Raw genomic sequence first — 19,428 nt, 5'->3', positions numbered from 1 at the left:
AATCGTTTAATAATTAATTTTAGAGAAATACACATCTTCTAAAGCCGCTTCTACAGCCGTAAAGCCATTATTAGGGTGTTGATTACTAACGATATGAATAATTGGTTTTCCTAAAAACAACCGCTCACTTAGTACCTGATATTCTTGCCTATACTGTACCAGTTCTTGCTTTTCTATCGATTTCTGATAAACCATCCCCTCTAACTCTTTGATAATCGCTATGGGATTCCCTTTTAGTAAAACCTGACCCTGGTTAATAATTGCCATCTGATTGCACAATTCTTTTACATCATCAACAATATGAGTAGAAAGAATCACAACAGTATCTTCTCCTACTTCACTCAATAGATTATAGAAACGATTTCTTTCGACAGGATCCAATCCGGCAGTGGGTTCATCTACAATCAACAATTGAGGGTTATTCAATAATGCTTGTGCAATTCCGAAACGTTGCTTCATTCCGCCAGAATAGCCACTGAGGTTTTGTTTTCTTACCTCATAAAGATTGGTTTTATTCAGAAGAGCATCTACCATCTCTTTTCGTGCACTTCTATTTGTAATTCCCTTCAGCACTGCCAAATGATTTAATAATGTTTCGGCACTTATTCTAGGATACAACCCGAATTGCTGGGGTAAATAGCCTAGAATTTTTCTGATCTCATTTTTTTGCCTGAGAACATCTATTCCTCCCAGAGTAATAGTACCTTGATCAGCCTCCTGAAGCGTTGCAATAGTTCGCATCAAAGTAGATTTTCCCGCACCATTAGGTCCCAAGAGTCCAAACATCCCTTTGGGAATTTCTAATGAAATATCCTGCAAAGCCTTAATTCCATTTGGATATGTTTTAGATAGTTTAGAAATAATAAGTTCACTCATATTAATTGATTTTTTGTCGAACTTACCCCATACATCTCCCCTCCTCAACTAATTGTGATCAACGTCTTTTCTAAGACGATATACATCTCTTCAGCGTGTTTAAAAAACCTTGATAATTCTTCTGATGACGTTGATCCCTGAAAATGATATGTTCATCAACTAATTTGTTAAGCGTTCTTTTATTGGCTAATATTGAAGATGAATTTTTCTATTACGAATATCTGGCAATCGATTCCGAAATGGGTCACCAGAACATTGCTGATACTTACAGCTTTGCTCATCCTTATTTTTAATGATGCCTTTGGCGATAATGAGCAATTTGTTCTATTTAGTTTTTTATATTTTATTCTTTTATGTTTTTTAAGCTGTCGTTGGCTATTCAAACAAATAAAAAGTATTATCAAACTCAAACATGAAAAGAAAAAAACAGAATTACTTCATTTAAAAAGCCAGGTAAATCCACATTTTTTCTTTAATACCCTCAACAACCTATACGGAATAATGGATAAAAATTCTCAAGCACGGATGATGGTATTAAAACTATCCGATATGATGCGATATAGTATTTACGAAGGTCAAAAAGAATGGGTAACCCTAGAGGAAGAAATCGTATACCTAGAAAATTACATCGACCTTCAGGAAATCCGGTATCATAAAAAAACGGATGTCCGGTTTCATCATAAAGTAATTAATCAGGAATCCCGAATCATGCCTTTATTGTTTATTATCCTTTTAGAAAATGCATATAAACATGGATTGGAGACTCTGGAAAAAGATGCCTATATTTATGTACAACTAACCGCTGATGAGAAAGAGATTATCTTTGATATCGAAAATAATTTTGATCTTTCAGAGGCAACACAAGAACAAGGTATCGGACTAAAAAATCTAAAACGAAGATTGGAGCTGGTCTACCCGAATAAACATATGCTAGCGATTGCCACAACCAAAAATAAATATACAGTAAAACTCTCCTTGGCAGTAATATGATACGATACCTCATCATAGACGACGAACATATAGCGCATAAAATTATTATGGAGTATTGCGATATGTTGCCCAATATGCAATTACAGAAAAACTGTTACAGTGCTCTGGAAGCACTACAGTATTTAAACGGGCATACGGTAGATTTAATTTTTCTGGATTTAAATATGCCCAAACTAAAGGGGTTTGATTTTTTAAAAACCTTATCAACTCCTCCCAAAATTATTGTAACTACTGCCTATTCTGAGTTTGCTCTAGAAGGATATGAACTAAATATAGTAGATTATTTGCTAAAACCTTTCAGTTTTGAACGCTTTCTAAAAGCTGTAAATAAAATGATTCCCCCCCTGGTAAATGAACACTCAAAAAATCATACTGAAAAAACAAATGAACGTATTTTTCTTCGTAGTAGTAAAAAACATACACAAGTAACTATTGATAGTATTTTATACATAGAAGCAGCAGGAAATTATACCAAAGTAATTACTCGTCATGACCAGATCACAGTGAGAGAAAAAATCTCTGATGTGATTTTATCATTACCAAAAGGTCATTTCCTACAGGTACATAAGTCCTTTGCTGTTGCTATTAAACATATCAAAAGTGTTGAAGGAAACAGAATTTTTATTGGTGAACACATCATCCCTATAGGAAAAATGTACAAATTGAATGTAAATAAACTGTTTGACTAAGCAATGTATACAACAAATGATGTATTTTATAAATGAATTTATCAACTAAATAAGAAAAAGATAAGAGCGTAAATCAATAACAATTCCTCCTATGTAACCAACAGATTGCAAAAACACCACTAAAAACACCTTTCATATACAAAATGAACCTGTTCAGAATCACAATTATTTCCTTTATTCTCAGCACTCATGTTTTTGCTCAAAAAGTGACCTATAATCATATTGTAGATAGTACTGATACAGAAACAAAAGAAGTCATTTCTTTAATTGAAAACTACCTGAATTCGACTTCTAAAGACCAAAAAGAAAACCCGTTTTGGAATACAGAAGAACAACTGAATCATAAAAATTTTGACTTTTTAGAAAGTGAATTTACCCCTTCGCTTTATATGGGATTTCCTGTACATGTTCTGAGCATAAAATTCAAAAATGATGTCTGTCAGATTAAAGTGCAATTTTCTTATTACAAAGAGGATGGAACTCCATATATTCTGGCAATAGTAAACTACATCGCTAAAAAAGAAAACGGAAGGTACAAACTTTACAATGCACTCTCTCATAACAAGCAACAATGGAATTGTACAACTGTTGGGGTTGTCGATTTTTATTACCCCAAATACCACTCATTTAATTACCAAAAAGCCCAAAAATTAACAAATTTCATCACTGCTATTTGTAAGCATTTTGCTGTTCCCATAAAACCTTTCGAATATTTTTTCGCAGATGATTATGACGAAATCCAGGTATTAAAAGGAATCGATTATTACCTTGGCATGGGGGGAAAATCAATTCCCGGAGGAAAAGCTACTGATGACAAGGTATATTGTGGTGGTTTGGGAGAATACTATGTACACGTAGTTTTTCATCTTCAAATTGGCCAGCATTTTCCTGATAAGCATTTCTGGACCTCTGAAGGTATTGCTACTTTTCTGGGAGGTAGTCGTGGAAAAGACTTGAGCTGGCATATAAAACGTACGAATCGCTATCTGCAACAACATCCGGAAATAGACCTGAAAGAAATGCTTAAGTTGACAAATCTGGATCATCAAACCTCTTACCATTACGTTCTGGGAGGGCTTATTGCAAAAAAGATATGGGAAAAAGGAGGATGGGATTCATTAAAAGATCTAATGTCTAGCGGAGTAACTGATGACAATTATTATAGGGCTATCGAAAAAAATCTTGGGGTTAAAAGAACCGATCTGAATGCATACATCCGAGCGCAGTTAGCATACGAATCGAAAAAATAAAAGCAACGCACCCCAGACGATAAACGTTTTTATTTTATTAGCATAGAAAACACAAAATTAATAATTCCCACTTCTTCTTTCGACACTATTAACGCAACCATTTCGCGTTTTACCCATCTTTAGAATAAATACTATAAACCATGATTAAATTACCTAAACTATTTATTGTTGTACTATGCTCACTAAGTATCCTTTCTCAATTTTCCTGTAATAACGATGATGATGATGATGATGCCAATACTAATTGTGAAAACATAGCCTGTACTGCTATATTTATACGAATTAATGTATCCATCACAGATGAACATCAAAATCCTGTAGCCCTGGATAGTTTTAAGGTTATCAATAGAATCGATGGAACAGACATGACTTTATCTCTTTCTCCTTCTGAGCTCTCAGCGGCAAAGGAACTGGGACAATATCCACTAGTAGAAGACGGAGTTCTCGGAGTACATCAACAACGACACCTTCAATTCAAAGGATTTATTAACAACCAAGAAGTTATTTATAGTAACTATACCGTAGGAATGGATTGCTGTCATGTGAGTTTGGTTTCAGGAAGTCTTCAACTTACACTTTAAACCACCTATAAAACAAAGCCCCATATTTTTTACTCTCTTCTTTTGAGAATCTATACTACTATCAACCACATTTTTTAGTACTTCTGGTCTATTTTTATATAAGAATTTTTCATCATATCAAAAATTATTACCATTTACTACTTGGGGTAACCCCGTCTTGCTTTTTACTGGTTTCTCCTCCTGAAATATCTAAACCAAAGTATTCTTTAAATTCCTCATAAGGCAATACACTTTTGTTATTGATATAGGTATTAAAATGCAAGTGATTCGCTTTTTTGCCCTGATAAGAATTTCCTGTAGAACCTGTATACCCTATGATTTGACCTTTTTTCATATCTAAATCTCTTGTAACTTTTAAAGCTAATTCTACATCAATCTCATTTTGATCAATTTTTAGTATTCCATTATCATAATGTATGGTATAGGTTTCTTTTTTATTTGGGTCTGTAAATTGTTTTACCGTAGCAAAATCATTATAATTTAACCATCCATGATCTCCAAGTTTTCCGTTACTGTTTTGATTGTAAAATCTAAATCTAGTTCTCTCAAACTGCATTAAATGGATACAGTTAAAACGAATATGCTCTCCCTTAAACTTACCTACCAACTTTATCTTAAAACCTGCGCAAATTAGATAGCTTGATTTAAGTTTTTAATAATCCTCATTAACAACTGTAATACCAGATATGTCCTTTACTTCTTCAAATTTACCTGTCTTACGATTAGCACGCCAAACCTTATACACATTGGTCATTATATCTGTTTCCTCATATTCTGCTAAAGCGAGTAATTCTGGAGCTCTATTGCCATTGAGTAAAACATCTGAAAAAATATCGATATCCTTGTTAGGAAACTTTTTAAATACATCGGTTTCTTTATCTAATTCTAACAAGTCTAAAATCTTAAAATATGATTTACCATCATCACTTCTTTTATAAACCTCTTCTAATACCAAAATTTTTGTTTTTTGATCTTTTCCTCTTAATCTACATATAGAATATTCTTTATTATTAATAGTATTTTCATTATTATGTATACCTTCAAGTGAAAAACCGCCAGAAATATTATATTTACTAAACTCTTTTATTTCAAATGCTTTTCTATAAGTTTTTCCAACAAGTTTTTCTTTTAATGTCTTTGGTATTTGTTGTTCCTGTAATTGAGGAGTAATTGAATCTATTTCTACAGATTCAGCTAAACTATTTGATGTTTGCTTTCTATCCATTTTGCAGCTACTAGCAAGAAAGATGAATATGATATATAAGAAAAAATGCTTCATAAGATTATTATTATTACCATTTACTACTTGGGGTAACCCCGTCTTGTTTTTTACTGGTTTCAACCCCCGAGATGTCTAAATCAAAATACTCCTTAAACTGCTCATAAGGCAGTACACTTTTGTAATTAATATAGGTGTTAAAATGTAGGTGATTCGCTTTTTTACCCTGATAAGAATTTCCCGTAGAACCTGTATACCCGATAATTTGACCTTTTTTCACTATATCATTTCTATTAATATCTAGAACTAACTCTACGTCAATTTCATTTTGATCAATTTTTAAGATTCCATTGTCATAGTGTATTGTATAGGTTTCCTTTTTCTTTGGATCTGTAAATTGTTTTGCCGTAGCAAAATCATTATAATTTAACCATCCATGATCTCCAAGTTTTCCGTTACTATTTTGATTGTAAAATCTAAATCTAGTTTTCTCAAACTGCATTAAATGAATATAATTAAAACGAATATGCTCTTCCTTATATTTACCTACCAACTTTATCTTAAAACCTGCTGATCGAGATGTCATTTCATACATTGTTATTTTTCCATCCACACAAGCGTATACAGGAGTACCTACTGGTGCATAAATATCCAATCCCTGATGTCCTCTTCCTCCTCGCTGAGGGTCTCCATACATTCTTACTTTTTTGTTTTCTATTTTATCCGCATGCTTATGCATTTTCATAGAAGCATACGGATTCCATCCTTTTATACTAGAATTTTTATTAAAAGTAGAACTAGGATTATACCAGCCTCGTACTTGCGGATTTATTATGGGATCATGATAATCTCCATGATCCCCTGTGTTTAAAGAAACCTCTAATTTATTTTTATGTAAGAATTTCTCATCAAAATCTAGTTGATCACCCTCGCAAACTACTTGCAACCAAAGTTGTGTTTTTTTGGCAGGAATAGTTTCTGTAGCTGGTGTATATCGATCTGGATGTGTTACTAATCGCAGATCAAAAGGTTGCATAAAAACACTTTGTTTTTTTTCTGTATCTAAGTAAATATTATCGAGCTGTTTTTCTTGCGGACTTAGTTTTTCTTTCCATTCATCGTGTATACAGTCATCCCTACGTTTTAGAGCTACTTTTACCTGAGCTTTGCCATCTTGTACGGTGGTTTCTATTTCTGTTTTTTCTTCATTATTAATTAATAGTGGTATAGGAGTGTCTTTCTGATCAAGTAAAGTAGGTTCTTTTTCAAACACTTTAAAGGTAACTGTCTTGCCTTCCAGATTTTGGGTCTCGGCTATCAGGTGTACTTCACTTCCTAAACTGGCACTATCGATCTTTTGGTAATAGGTTATAGTTTTGGTGTCTTTTTCTTTCTCTTTGGGTTTTGCTTCTTCTTTTTTTGGGGGTATGGTTAGTATTGTTTTTTTAGGAATCATTTCACCCCAATTCATTCCTGGATTTGCATTAAAAATATCAATCCATGGTATCCCCAATTTATCTGCTATAATGCCTAGGTCATGATCTCCACTCACTACGGTATATGTTGTTGACTCTTTTGGAGTTTCCTTTTTAGGTTTTGGTTTTGGTTTTTCTTCTCCTTTTTGTACTTCCTTTTTTAATTCTTCTGCAAAGTAAGCGGTGATGATTTTTTCATTGGGATTCAAATCAAGATAGGTAGCGTATTTATCTTTGCAGTTTTCTAAAGGTTCACTACTACTAACCACAACATACAAGTCTAATCCCGGCTTATTTTCATCTTGCTGTTGTAATCCATAATCCGCTTTCTTTTTTATAGGAAATTGCTTTAACGTAGTACGACCATTAATCTTGATACTATTAGCCCCCCAATCTAGTTGATCGTCTTCTGCTCCTTTGTCATGATCCCAAACCTGTAGTGTGAGTTCTTTGCCTTTCATACCAAGGGTTTCTACTTCTAAAAACACATCCTGATCATAGCCCGAAGTTGTTATTTTTTGCTCTTTGGCATTAATCCAATTGATTGATAATACTTCTGGTTTTGCGGTAACTTTGGTGTTTTGCTGGCAATTTGTATCGCCATATGTGTATTTATAGGCTTCAACGGTTACTGTTTTGCCATCGAGCCATTTTGAGAATTTAAGAGTAGCTTTGTCTGCTTCGATTTTGCAATAGAGTATTGCTTCTCTATATCTGGTTTTATTAACTAATGGGTCATTTTTAGGGTCTTCTCTTTCTTCTATATTGGTTAATGATATCCATCTTCCTTTTATAAACACACACCATTTTACTTTTAATTTTTGTTCTTCTGTCGGTTCTCCTGTATAACTCTCGATAGTATAAGTAGTTTGTTCTGCAGATTGAATCTCTGTAGAACCACACATTGACGCCACAGAAAAACTTGTTTTCTTAGCTACCGAAGTTTTTTCTACAGCATTGGTCACAAACGTATTAAAATTAGGGGCTACACCGCGATCATTTTTTCTGTCCTGCATACGTTGATACCGTTCAGCAAACTTAGATTTCATCGCAGCTTTATTTTTCTGGACGGCTTCGCTCTCGTAATTACTTATTTTTTCTGCTTCTTGACTCATTTCTATAATACATTTATAAACAGGTATGTTTTCTATCTATCCAATGTCAACCATCCTAAAACACGATCATTATCAATATAATATTTTTTTTCTTCATACTTTAACACTAATTGCTCTCTACTTTCTCCAAAAGGTCCCGGGTTTTGTTGGATTATAGTAACACTATCTTTGGTTACTTCTGCAATGATTGCTACATGACCATATGGATTCCAGAAACTGCTACTAAAAACAATAATATCATTTGCTTTTGGTTTTATAATAGCTCCATTATGATATTGCCATAAATTCCGTTGTTTGTTTAAAGTACCGTTCTCTAATGCTTCATCAAAAAAATCTTTGGCATTACCATAGGTATCGGGCATTTTATGATCTAAGTGCTCATAATAATATCTTTTTACAAACTCTACACATTGGTACTTAATCCCCAAATTATATCCATCTGGTGATAGGTTTCTTCCATCAGTATGTGATACTCCTCCATTATAATACACCTTTACATTATGTAGGCTGTCGATCACTTGCCCTACCTGATATTTGGTATTAACGTTAATTTTTTTAATCATCTTAATCCCCAAAAAGATCAAGACTAAAACACCAAATACTATCAATAATTTATACTTCATTCTATTGGAGTTATTTGGTATGGCTTACTTGGATGTATAGAGAACCAATCAATTTTTATTTCTACTTCATCGTATTGAAGAAAAGGATACCCCTTACCTCCAGTATCTGCGTAAAACCAACAAACGGTTTCTTTATCACTAAATCTGAATTCTAGTCCTTTATATAGACTAGCCTCATCATCTACTGAATAACAAAGATTTTTAATAGTAATTTTGTTTTTGTATTTACCTGAGAACAAAATTTTTCCTTCGGGGTTGTTAATAGTGTCGTTTCTGTCAATCACTTCTAGTTTTCCTTTAAAACGAACAAGGGGATATTTATAGGAAAACTTGATTTTTAGATCTTTACTTTGCTGATTTTTTCTTGAGCAATTTTCATATTGTATTTTTTCATATACCGAAGGATCTCCTGATACTTCCATTTGAGAAGAAAAGGTAATACTCGTAAAAAAGACAGATACTCCCCAATATAATAGAACCAAAAAAATTAAACCTATAAATGATATTAATGTTATCTTTTTCATTGAGGTACGGGTTTTGAGTTTTTTGTAAATAAGTATAGTTTTCTGGGTAATCCTTTTGGTGTTTCTCCCGCTTTAACAGGTCCATAAGCTCCCTTTGGATTCCATATTACCTCATCCCAACCTCCTGATTTATATGCTCTATACCAATCTTTTGGATTGATCGGATTATGAGCATCTTCATCTTCATAATGTTCGTATTGATCACGATATTTTTGATCATCCCCTTCGTTCCAAGTATTACTATAATTTGATCGTACAAGGTAAGTATAGACTTTAATATCTAAATGATTGGCGATGTCTTGTGCTAAACTTTCTTGTGGTTTTGCTTGTTCAAAGGGTGTTGGAACAGTTTCTATCCTAATAGCTTTGTTAATCATGCCAGAATTCTTACTGTCAAAAAAGCGTTGTGCTTCAGTTCTGGTTTCAAAAAACTTAGTTGTAGTTACTAAAGATCTAGGGTTTATAGGATAATATACTACATTGTATCCAGGACCGATAAAAGACTGTTGTGTACTATTGTTTCCTGATCGACAGGCAAACGAATATAATTTTGCTTCGGCAATAAAGGCTTCTTTTTGTAATAAAGAAACGTGAGTTTTATTAAATTCCTGATCCACATTGTTTATTTCAACGGGTACCAAAGGCCACCCCAACCCAAACGTAAAACGACTTGGCATACCGTGGGAGAAAATTTTAATCGTATCAATCTTTACAAGATCATTATTATCATTAGGAAGTTCCCGGTCATTTTTACTTGCATCAATAGTTTTGGTATTAATATAATCAATCATTTTCTGACGAGTGTCAATTTCTATAATTTCAGTCTTATCATTGAAACTTAAAATTGCTTTTTTAAATGCATCAATCTGCTCATTAGAGTAATCATCCGGGTAATATAAAACAGTAAGGTATTTTTGATTAGAATAATTTACTCTTACTTCTCTTACTGTTTGCGCCATAAACATCAGTTTATTACCAAATGTTTCGGATTCTTTCTCTGTTCCTGTAATGATAATAATTTCTTTTGCTAAAACGGGTGTCAGTACTTGGACAATTACACTAACCGATGGATCGGGCTCTTCTAAAAAAGGCATGATATATATTTTTTCTCCTGCCAGATTCTTATCAAATGATATTTTTTTTGAAACATTTCCCTTATCATCTATATACCCTTGTTTTTCGAAGTATTGTATTTCTCCTCCTTCTTTTTTCCAAGCCCATTCTACTTTTTCTTTGTCTGCATTACTTAGATCTTTATTGAACTTTGCAACACTGAAAACATACTCTTTACCAATTATTACTTCTTTACTCATTGTCCTCTTTATTTTCTTCGACAATAAAAGGACCATCAACTCCAACGACCAGTTTTACATCTTCCAATGGAGCCAGTGGCGGAATATTTGTTGGGGTATCCTTTTGAGCAGTATCCTCGATTGTAATCGGTACACCACCTGTAGCGCACATTATGGTAGAACTTTCTAGCAATGCTTTTTTTCCATCAACTGTGATTCCCATAGCAGTGTTTTGCCATTGAATGGGTGCAATTACTCCTGCACAAGGAGGAGGATTGTTACTGAATTTAGTACAGTTGCCCTGAAACATTAGATTTGGTTTTCCTTTATCTGCCTCAGTAGCCCATAGCTTGTCTTGTAACTTAATTTGATTCGAAGTCACCATTAACTTACCTTCTGGCTTAGTGCATAATGAGCACTTAATCTTTGCCCCGTCAATTACATATTTTTCTGCCATAGCTATTTCTTTTGTTCTAAATAAAATTCGCTAAAAAATTCTATCCCATTATAAAACTCTGTAGTAGTAATCGATGCTTTTTCTATCCATTGACTCGTATTATTTATTTGATATACTCCTGAATAGGTTAACTCATTGGTCGTATTTATATTTCCTTTTAGTGTAATAATTATACTGGTATCATTAATTTCTGTAAGCGTACTATCTTCTTGGATAGAAAAAAGTTTTTTAATCCCGAGATATTTAATATTTCGATTAACGGGAGATAGGTTATCATACTTACCATAAATCCCATAAAACAACAAACCGAAGTTCTCATAACTAGAAATATCTGTTATCATTTTTTCTTCTGTTTCTAATCTATTATCCACAGAACGAATAAATCGCCTTATACTACTTCCTTTATAATTTTCTTCGACTTCTTCTTTTAGTATTTCCCAATTTTCCTTGATTTTTAAATAATTTTCTATCCCAATAATTGTCCCGTCAAATTTTACTTTTAATGTACTATTGTTATAAATAGAAAAGAACTTGTTCAACAGGATACTTGTAGAAGAAGTTTTTGAGCCTGCCTCTATAGTAAGAGTAGCTGTTTTTATTTTTACTGTTCTGGAGAATCCATTATCATCATTTGATTCACAAAAAACAGTACATTCTCTTTTGATTTTTTTAGTAATACCCGAATTACTTTCTTTATCAATGGTAGCAGAAAAAACAAAACTGGATTCACCTTTTTCAGGGAAATAGCCTTGCCATTCTTTTATTGTAAAATCAAATAATCGCCTAGACATACCTTTTATCCTTTACTGATTTTCACATCACTTCCTCCATTGAAGGAAGCTGATCCTCCCCCTGATATCGTAAGATCTCCATCACTCTGTATCTCTGTTTCTGCTGATAATTGTGTTAAAGCGCCTCCTACCTGAGTATGTTTTTCTCCTTCTATTATTTCATTTGTGTTTTTTGAAGAAACATCTAAGTTTTCTGTTGTGTGAATTTCTGTGTTTTTTCCAATATTGAATGTAGCATTCTCTTGAACATTTAATTCAAAATTTTTAGCATTCAACGTCATTTTCTCCATTGCAGAAACCTCGATATTATTATTCGCTGTATCAATAGTGATCATATTACTGTTTTTGTCTGTTATAGTAATCATCTCCCGGTTTTTAGTATCATTGAGTTCGATGGTATGACCGCTACGGGTTCTGATGGCTTTGATATTATTAGCATCACTCTGATAACTGCCAGGTTGGGCCTGACCATGATAGATACTTCCTGTTACATAAGGACGTTCTGCACAGTTGTTTTCAAACTGACATACAACAGTTTCTCCAATTTCTGGAATAAAGTGAAATCCTTTATCAGCTCCTGCATAAGGAGTAACTACCGGAATCCATGGAGTGCTACTCCCTTGCTGTTGAAAGGGGAACCGTACCTTTACTCTACTTAACCCCTGTGGATCAACATTGTCAATTACTTCTCCCATTTCGATCGTACTTGCTGGCATATCAAATATATTCATCAGTGGATATACATCAATATCCGCAGCAATAGCTTCAAAACTATTCCTATATTTACCTCCTTCTATATTGTTATGGGTAAGACTAATAACTCTAAAGCGTCCATATCCTTCCACATTGATAATACTACCTAATTGTACTCCCGGGTTATCACTTACTCCACTAGCAATTACCTGTCTGGCTGTAATGGCATGACTATGATTTTCTACCTGATTGTCAAATCGTTGTTGTAATCGATCATCAGTATATAGATGATGGTATCGTTTTGTTACTTTGGGATAAAGCGCAGTAGCCTTATTAGTGGTCAGGGAGTGATACCCAGAAGGGAGATTCGTAGATTCGCTGCTATTTTTTTGATAATATTCACCTGTTAGATAATCATAAGTCTGATAACTAAATGAATTGGGTAAGGGTTCTAAGCTGATCCCGAAATGTGCTAAGTCCTGTCCGTAAATCAAATGGGTTTCTTCATTAGAAGGCTCTCCAAAAACCAGCTTTACCCCATCATAATAGAACCAGTTATTAGTAGTTGCTGCTAATCGTGCAGCATAAGCAAAGTTACTTTCATTTTTTTGCACACTATAATGAACAGTATCCGATTGTCTGGGAGCAAACGCCGTTTCGAGTTTACCGACATCATAACCGCTAAAGGTAGTGTCAAGAATCGCTGTCAATCCCAACTCTAAATACGATGTCGTATGTTGTCCATCTTCTGCCAGAATCGAGGTACTCATGGCGGTAAGGGATATATGATTGCCAGATTGGTGGTGTTGTTTTAGGGTTTCTACTCTTGTGATTACCCCTTTAAAAAGAAATTCTCTATACCGGCGATAATTTTCTGATGCTGCAATACGAACTGTAATCACTTCTCCTAGAAAATCCTTACTCCCTCCAATAAGTTCTTCTGAGAGTTGTTCTAATACATCTGTTCTACATGAGAGAGTGAGCTGATGATGCGCCCCTAGTGATTGATGAATTGTTAATTCCTTATAGGAAGTAATAATGCTACCCCCTATAGAGATGTCAGTTGTGGTAAGTGTAGCCATATTTTTTTGGTTATATCAATAATTACTCGATCACTGAATGCTATATACTCCAGGGATACTATTCGCCGGAATTACAAATCATTTTTTATATAATGTATCTTCCGAAGTGGTTTAGACGCTATGCTAAAAAAATGAGTATTCTCCTCCTTATTTTCAAAAAGGTACTACAAAGTTATCAGTTATTTACAGCTTGTCAATCGGGATTTTTCCCCTTTTTTCTATCTTTTCCCTCGATAATCGAGGTTACATACTTCGGGGCTTATCTCAAGGTTACATTCATCGCCTATTAACCACTCATACAAGATCTTATACAAAAACAGTAGGTTACTTTCCTTTAGTAATTGTCATAATCTGTTAAATGAAATAGAGGTATTAGCTAAACTTATTTCTAAAATACAATTGTTATGATGATAACAATGAAAAATTTTATATTTTAGAATCTTACCAATCTAACATCGGTTCTTACTGATATTAATACTAAAACGACCTAAATGCAAATTAAGAATATAACTGTTTGTGGAGCGGGTGTTCTGGGAGGACAAATTGCTTTTCAAATTGCTTTTCATAAATTTAATGTTACACTGTATGACATTAATGAAAAAATAATAAAAAGAGCAACTACCAGGTTCAAGGTATTGGGAAAATCATATAAGACGGATCTAAATGCTACTCAGCAAGAAATAGAACAATCTATTACCCGAATAAAAGGCACAACCAATCTTAAAGAAGCAACTAAAAATGCAGACCTCATTATAGAAGCAATCCCTGAAGATATTGGCCTTAAGAAAGAATTTTATACTCAATTAGGAGAGGTAGCTCCAGCAAAAAGTATTTTTTGTACAAATTCATCAACCTTACTTCCCAGTGCTCTTGCAGAATCTACAGGACGTCCTGAACGCTTTCTCGCCCTTCACTTTGCTAATATGATCTGGAAACGCAATACTGCAGAAATCATGGGACATGAAACTACGGATCAAAATATTTTTGATACAGTTATTTCATTTGCCAAAGCAATAGGCATGATTACCCTTCCTATCTACAAAGAGCAATCGGGATATATTCTTAATTCTTTATTGGTTCCTTTTCTTAAAAGCGCCTTAGCACTATATGTCGATGAGATAGCTGATCCTGCAACCATTGATAAGACATGGATGAAAGCTACTGATACTTCAATGGGTCCCTTCGGTATTTGTGATGTAATCGGTATTAATACTATATATAACATCAATAAGATCGCTGCACGAACAGGAGATAAACATGCTCAAAAAGTGGCAAAAGTGCTTAAAGAGAACTTTATAGATCAGGAAAAATTAGGAACTCACAACGGAAAAGGATTTTATACCTACCCTGACCCTGCTTATGAACAAGCTGACTTTATGGAATAAAAGCATACCGTTCAACACCTGTAATGGGTAAGCTTCCATAAACTATGATATCCATATAAACCATCGTATACCAAACGATATAAAACCTTATGATTTGAATCCCCTTTTGAAATACAGAAAAAAACGAAATCTTACACAAGAGGAATTGGCTGAAAAAGCAAATGTATCTGTCAGAACTATCCAACGGATCGAGAAAGGAACTGTTCCCAAAGGACATACCTTGCGAATATTAGCTCAGACATTAGAAATTTCAGAAAGTAATTTACTAGAACATGAAGCTGAAGTCATAAATTACGAAACAGTTAAAAGAATTAATCTTTCCTCCTTACTTGGAGTAATATTTCCTCCCATAAATATACTTCTTCCCTGGATTCTTATAAAATACCTAAAACAAGAGAATAAAGTAACTAAACAGATTATTTCCATTCAGATTCTTTATACCATCATTGCTATTGTCTGTATCGGGCTAAGCCCTTTTATAAGTAAATGGTTTGGTCTCACCCGACAGTTGATACTGATATCTATGCTTATTTCGGTACTTACCAACATATTTATTATCATTAGAAATACCATCTCATTAGACAGAAATAAAAAATTACACATCAGTTTAAATTTCAGTCTTATATAAGCCATGTTGCAATTATTGTTGGTACATTGTACCGTTTGCTTATCAAGATGCTCCTTTAGTATATAGAAAAGTTAAAAAAAACTGTAACATATTACGCCAAAAGGAATCCTATATAGTATACAACATCAAACCAACAGAAACACAACTAACTAGTTTACTACACTTTACACCTTAAAAAACTGCACCAACATGGCTTATAAAATATTTTTTATTCTCGGACTCGTTCTTTTTCTGGTTGGTCAAATCATACTGGCACAAGGAAATGATTTTGTATATAATCAGGAACCTATTGATTTTGCCCATTGGTTTTTACTTATCGGAGCTGTTTTTCTAATTCCACAAGTGGTATCTTTTCCTAAAAAAAAGGTTAGCTACATTGGAATTCCTCTAACGCTTATTGGAATTACCTGTATTATTGGAATGTGTGTACTGGATTTTATTTGGTGGAGTTTCCCTAATGATGAAGCCCGAGCCGAATTTACCAATCACATTACCAACGTTCCATCTATATGGAAACCATTTATAACAATTGGTCCTAGTTCTAAGGTCTTTAATCTCGGATTACTGATCCTAAGCTTACTCTATCTAAAAAAAGAGAAAATAGCCGTTCTTATTATTGTAATCGCCACACTTATATTATGGCATATTATCCCATTACCTTTTAGACTTGTCTCCGGATATTTATTAACTTTAATAGGATTCAGTATGATTTTGTTAAAAAAAGACTCTTTTAAAATCTCATGATGTAAGAAAACTGTTATAAAATATTTCAGCATAAGTATCGGAGTATCCACAACATAATTGCCTGATAACAAACTAATTTTATATAAAAAAGAAAAAATAACGTAACATTTTATTTGATAAGAACATAGTATACCGTGCAGTATAATTCATTGAATAAACTTTTGAACCCTTGCTATTTATCTTCATAACCCTTCTCAATATAGCCGTATTCCAAGGAATCGTTTTAGGGATGATTATTTTTAAGTCTCCTTTGTTTAAAAGTAGTGCGAACAGCTATCTTGCCTATGCTATTTTTGCCCTTTCTGTTTTGTTATTAAATTTAGTTTTTGAGTTAACTTATATCTATGATACAATTCCGTATATACGATTTCTTGATAATGTAGGACTGGAACTGACATTTCCTCTATGCATCTATTTATTTATTGCACATCAAGTCAATCATCCTATAAAAAAAACACATTGGTTATTTATGCCTTTTTTGTGTATTGCACTCATCAATATATGTAGTGATCTGGACACAATTGCTCACCTATATAAACTCCCTTCTATTCTCTGGCAAATAATTGAAATACTTAAACTTATAGAAATTTTAGTCATACTCATATTTATACCCGGAATATTATTATGTGCGCTTCCTTTGATTTCTTTATCAGATACTCCCGAAGAAAAAAAGTGGCTATTACATTTATGGAGTATTACATTTACACTGTTGGGGTCTTTTGTATTGACTATCATTTTAGCACTTCTTTTTGATTTTGACATCAGTCCGATTATGAGAGTTCTCGCATTGCTAGCTACATTTTTGATCCATTGGATCGTATATACAGGCATTTTTAAATTTAAACTGGCACAAGACCAAAAAGAGATTAAAGTACTACTAAAAATAGACACTCCAATAGCTGTTACAGAAATAATTCCTTCCAAAGTATCTAATGAAAAAAAAGAAGAAACCTTCACTAAAGAAAACAGCTATTTTCTAAAACTCGAAGATCTTTGTAAAAACCATCACATATACAGGGATAGTACCTTGGATCGGGAAAAAGTAGCTTCAATGTTAGGCATTAGCAGTGGATATGTATCCCAACTAATAAATACAATTACAGGAAATAATTTTACCACCTATATTAATCACTATCGTGTTGAAGCTGTAAAAGATATTATCCTCACCGATGAATTCAATAATTATAGTCTTTTAGCTATAGGATTAGAATGTGGCTTTTCTTCAAAGTCAACTTTTCATAACGCCTTTAAAAAAGTAACTGGTATTACCCCCAATTCATATCGAAAACAGTACAAATAAGTTCGGATTTATTCAATTTTAAGATATTGAAACCCTATAAACCCCTGCATATTATAGGTTTGTATTTAAATAATTATAAATGTACTTCTTTAAAATCACAAGATATGAATATCCCAAAAATAACTACGATTGCCTCAATATGCTTTTTAATCTTATCAAGTTGCAGTAAAGACGATACCCCAACTAATTCACCTCAATCTCTTAAAGATGAAATAGAAAATCAGGAGTTTGTAAAAATCATAGAAGAACATGTTTCTGACATCCCTAAAAATGTTCAAATTGCTATTGCTGTTATTGACCAGGAAAATACTGAATATATTGGTATCCATAAAAAAAACAATGTACTAAGAAGAACAGATAATGCCGATAGAATTTTTGAAATCGGATCTATCACCAAAATATTTACAGGAATTTGTCTATCTAAGTTAGTTGCTATGGGACAAGCCTCTCTAACAGAAACCATACAGGATCAATTTGATTTTTCGTTATTAGCCGGAGGGGATATTACCTTATTACAATTAGCGAATCATACATCTGGATTATCCAGACACCCTACCAATATTGATGAAGTTCAAGATTTTGACATCAATAATCCATTTGCTCATTATGATATCAATCATTTAAAAAGCTACTTGCAAAATCATATCGTTTTGAATGCTGAAAGCGGTACACAATATCAATATTCGAATTTAGGAATGGGAATGCTCAGTTATATCCTATCTAAAAAAATGATGACTTCCTATGAAGAACTCGTACAGGAATATATTTTTAAGCCTCTTGAAATGACAAACTCTACCACTATCATGGCTAATGTAAACACAGAAAAGCTGGCTCCTGGACACAATGAAAATGGCAATCCGGTTCAAAACTGGGATTATACAGAAATATGGACAGGAACAGGAGCTATTAAGTCTTCTATACTTGATATGGAGAAATTTGTGCATAAAAACTTTAAGGATGATATGATCTATAACCTGCCACAAAAAACAACCTTTAAAACTGAAGGAGAGTCTATAGGTTTAGGATGGCACATTCTAGAAAGTGACGGTTTTAGAATATTAAATCACACCGGAGGATCTAGTGGGTATGCTTCTTATATAGGAATGGACAAACATAACAAAAGAGCGATCATTGTACTATCCAATGTTTCAGGTCTTACTGAAAGTATCTATGCTTATAAAATAAACGAATTGGGTGCTGACTTGTTAGAACAGATATCTCTTCTTCGATAAATAAGTGCGGATTTGTTCAAATTAAAGGTATTGAAACCTTAAAAATGGGAAAAACCTATACGTTTGCTTTAAATCAAACAATATACTACAATACGTAAAAACCCCTTATCAATATGTTTCCTTACTACACTAAACGACATAGTAAAATACCTTAGTCCAGATACATGAGACATTCAAAAGAAAGCACTATGAAAGGTTTATATACAAATACCCTAGCCTTTAATTTTTATTTAGTAAACAAAATCCCTCAATCAAAATACACAGAGAATTATATAGGAAATGGATGTTAATTCGAGGGAGGCACCGAAGTATTTATAGCTCGATTATCGAGTAAAATCCGTACCAAAGGAGCTCTAGCTTATAAAACATTTTATGACAACCCATAAACTAACTCAAAAAAATAATTAGCAAAAAAATGAAATAGTACCTCAATCATACACAAAAACAATAGGTACATTTCATATCCCCCTCTAAACAACATG

19 protein-coding genes are annotated in these 19,428 nt (G+C 33.3%); 9 read left to right on the top strand and 10 right to left on the bottom strand.

All coding sequences use genetic code 11. The features are described from left to right. Positions 1 to 6 precede the first annotated feature (6 nt). On the bottom strand, positions 7 to 876 hold the full coding sequence (locus HN014_RS14775) for an ABC transporter ATP-binding protein (RefSeq protein ID WP_176029621.1): 870 nt from the start codon (positions 874 to 876) through the stop codon (positions 7 to 9). A 198-nt stretch (positions 877 to 1,074) separates the two neighbouring features. On the opposite strand from HN014_RS14775, the gene HN014_RS14770 reads away from it, so the two are divergent. The 4 genes from HN014_RS14770 to HN014_RS14755 all read left to right on the top strand — a co-directional run bounded on the left by HN014_RS14770 (position 1,075) and on the right by HN014_RS14755 (position 4,386). Continuing rightward, positions 1,075 to 1,866: a sensor histidine kinase gene (locus HN014_RS14770; protein ID WP_176029620.1), complete on the top strand. Its 792-nt coding sequence runs from the start codon at positions 1,075 to 1,077 to the stop codon at positions 1,864 to 1,866. After that, positions 1,863 to 2,555 (top strand): LytTR family DNA-binding domain-containing protein, encoded by a 693-nt coding sequence (locus tag HN014_RS14765; RefSeq protein ID WP_176029619.1) that lies wholly within the window; start codon positions 1,863 to 1,865, stop codon positions 2,553 to 2,555. Before HN014_RS14770 ends, HN014_RS14765 begins: the two co-directional genes overlap by 4 nt. A gap of 143 nt (positions 2,556 to 2,698) precedes the next feature. Beyond that, entirely contained in the window at positions 2,699 to 3,805 is a 1,107-nt protein-coding gene (locus tag HN014_RS14760) for a hypothetical protein (protein ID WP_176029618.1), read from the top strand. A gap of 140 nt (positions 3,806 to 3,945) precedes the next feature. After that, positions 3,946 to 4,386: a hypothetical protein gene (locus HN014_RS14755; RefSeq protein ID WP_176029617.1), complete on the top strand. Its 441-nt coding sequence runs from the start codon at positions 3,946 to 3,948 to the stop codon at positions 4,384 to 4,386. A 127-nt stretch (positions 4,387 to 4,513) separates the two neighbouring features. Here the strand turns inward: HN014_RS14755 and HN014_RS14750 are convergent, their stop codons facing one another. The 9 genes from HN014_RS14750 to HN014_RS14710 all read right to left on the bottom strand — a co-directional run bounded on the left by HN014_RS14750 (position 4,514) and on the right by HN014_RS14710 (position 13,657). Further along, positions 4,514 to 4,942: a M23 family metallopeptidase gene (locus HN014_RS14750; protein WP_176029616.1), complete on the bottom strand. Its 429-nt coding sequence runs from the start codon at positions 4,940 to 4,942 to the stop codon at positions 4,514 to 4,516. 96 nt (positions 4,943 to 5,038) lie between these two features. Further along, entirely contained in the window at positions 5,039 to 5,611 is a 573-nt protein-coding gene (locus HN014_RS14745; protein WP_176029615.1) for a hypothetical protein, read from the bottom strand. A gap of 67 nt (positions 5,612 to 5,678) precedes the next feature. Next, positions 5,679 to 8,195: a LysM peptidoglycan-binding domain-containing M23 family metallopeptidase gene (locus HN014_RS14740; protein WP_176029614.1), complete on the bottom strand. Its 2,517-nt coding sequence runs from the start codon at positions 8,193 to 8,195 to the stop codon at positions 5,679 to 5,681. A 32-nt stretch (positions 8,196 to 8,227) separates the two neighbouring features. Beyond that, a complete protein-coding gene (locus HN014_RS14735) occupies positions 8,228 to 8,818 on the bottom strand; it encodes a CHAP domain-containing protein (RefSeq protein ID WP_176029613.1) in 591 nt (196 codons plus the stop codon). After that, on the bottom strand, positions 8,815 to 9,342 hold the full coding sequence (locus HN014_RS14730; protein WP_176029612.1) for a hypothetical protein: 528 nt from the start codon (positions 9,340 to 9,342) through the stop codon (positions 8,815 to 8,817). Before HN014_RS14730 ends, HN014_RS14735 begins: the two co-directional genes overlap by 4 nt. Further along, complete coding sequence (locus HN014_RS14725; protein ID WP_176029611.1) at positions 9,339 to 10,655, bottom strand: hypothetical protein; 1,317 nt, start codon at positions 10,653 to 10,655, stop codon at positions 9,339 to 9,341. The genes HN014_RS14730 and HN014_RS14725 overlap by 4 nt, the downstream gene beginning before the upstream one ends. Continuing rightward, the gene (locus tag HN014_RS14720) at positions 10,648 to 11,091 is read right to left on the bottom strand and encodes a DUF4280 domain-containing protein (RefSeq protein ID WP_176029610.1); all 444 of its coding nucleotides are present in this window, start codon (positions 11,089 to 11,091) and stop codon (positions 10,648 to 10,650) included. The genes HN014_RS14725 and HN014_RS14720 overlap by 8 nt, the downstream gene beginning before the upstream one ends. A 2-nt stretch (positions 11,092 to 11,093) precedes the next feature. Next, positions 11,094 to 11,882 (bottom strand): hypothetical protein, encoded by a 789-nt coding sequence (locus HN014_RS14715; protein WP_176029609.1) that lies wholly within the window; start codon positions 11,880 to 11,882, stop codon positions 11,094 to 11,096. Between the two features lie 5 nt (positions 11,883 to 11,887). Next, entirely contained in the window at positions 11,888 to 13,657 is a 1,770-nt protein-coding gene (locus tag HN014_RS14710; protein ID WP_176029608.1) for a type VI secretion system Vgr family protein, read from the bottom strand. Positions 13,658 to 14,148: 491 nt separating this feature from the next. Here HN014_RS14710 and HN014_RS14705 point away from each other — a divergent pair, with 491 nt between their 5' ends. The 5 genes from HN014_RS14705 (at position 14,149) to HN014_RS14685 (ending at position 18,946) form a co-directional block, all read left to right on the top strand. Further along, complete coding sequence (locus HN014_RS14705) at positions 14,149 to 15,042, top strand: 3-hydroxyacyl-CoA dehydrogenase (protein WP_176029607.1); 894 nt, start codon at positions 14,149 to 14,151, stop codon at positions 15,040 to 15,042. Between the two features lie 94 nt (positions 15,043 to 15,136). Beyond that, positions 15,137 to 15,670, top strand: a complete 534-nt coding sequence (locus HN014_RS14700; RefSeq protein WP_176029606.1) for a helix-turn-helix domain-containing protein — start codon at positions 15,137 to 15,139, stop codon at positions 15,668 to 15,670. 189 nt (positions 15,671 to 15,859) lie between these two features. Further along, positions 15,860 to 16,414: a hypothetical protein gene (locus HN014_RS14695; RefSeq protein WP_176029605.1), complete on the top strand. Its 555-nt coding sequence runs from the start codon at positions 15,860 to 15,862 to the stop codon at positions 16,412 to 16,414. 169 nt (positions 16,415 to 16,583) lie between these two features. Then, positions 16,584 to 17,714 carry an AraC family transcriptional regulator gene (locus HN014_RS14690; RefSeq protein WP_254884016.1) on the top strand — a complete coding sequence of 377 codons (1,131 nt, stop codon included), beginning with the start codon at positions 16,584 to 16,586 and terminating at the stop codon, positions 17,712 to 17,714. 104 nt (positions 17,715 to 17,818) lie between these two features. After that, positions 17,819 to 18,946 (top strand): serine hydrolase domain-containing protein, encoded by a 1,128-nt coding sequence (locus HN014_RS14685; RefSeq protein WP_176029604.1) that lies wholly within the window; start codon positions 17,819 to 17,821, stop codon positions 18,944 to 18,946. Positions 18,947 to 19,428: the final 482 nt, after the last annotated feature.

The sequence above is a fragment of the Aquimarina sp. TRL1 genome, assembly GCF_013365535.1.
GTDB classification, from domain to species: domain Bacteria; phylum Bacteroidota; class Bacteroidia; order Flavobacteriales; family Flavobacteriaceae; genus Aquimarina; species Aquimarina hainanensis.
Note: the sequence above shows the minus strand (reverse complement) of the source record. Positions and strands in the feature narration are given on the sequence as shown.